Below are 596 nucleotides of genomic sequence, written 5' to 3' on the forward strand. Positions count from 1 at the left end.
ATCGCTTCCAATATTACCTCTCTCCGATCCAGTTTATAATCCTCACGCGGTTGCCCTTTTTAATAAAAGGTTCGTATTCGACTATGATCGCTTTTATCCCATACGGGGTCGGTGCACTAACTTTGCTGGTGTGGGTCTGGTCCTCTTCGTTATTTGAGCGATGTTATCTCCCTTATCAAATTTGGTGGTAGGCGAGACCCTTCGCAAAACGCGAGACCGCACGAAATCTGTTTCTTTTGAGAAAGAAAAATGTCGTCACCGCAGCTGCAGGATGTCCGATACGCACCGTATGAGGTGTCTCATTTAATGCAACTTCGTGAACTCTTCAAAGTCGTTTGGGGTGCCAATCGAAGCATTGAATATGACGCGAAGCATTGGAACGAAACTCTGATGGGCGTCTGCCCAGCTGTCGTGGGGCTTTGCGACGAGCGCGTCGTCGGCTTTTATATGGTCTGGCCCATGCTGTTATCGGATGGGCAAGAGCGCATTTTGGGTGGGCAACCAATCGACAGCATGGTTCATCCGAACTTCCAAGGAAAGGGCATGCTGCGTGAATTGGCATGCCGTTGTTACGAGCTTTGCACCGAAAGGAAGCT

General features: G+C 49.3%; 1 protein-coding gene. It reads left to right on the forward strand.

The window, feature by feature from the left end; translation table 11 throughout:
- Positions 1–249: 249 nt before the first annotated feature.
- Positions 250–596 (forward strand): GNAT family N-acetyltransferase (locus NEI07_RS03730; protein WP_256032806.1); only part of this gene is annotated, 347 nt, incomplete at its 3' end.

It is taken from the genome of Methylocystis suflitae, assembly GCF_024448135.1.
Lineage (GTDB): Bacteria > Pseudomonadota > Alphaproteobacteria > Rhizobiales > Beijerinckiaceae > Methylocystis > Methylocystis suflitae.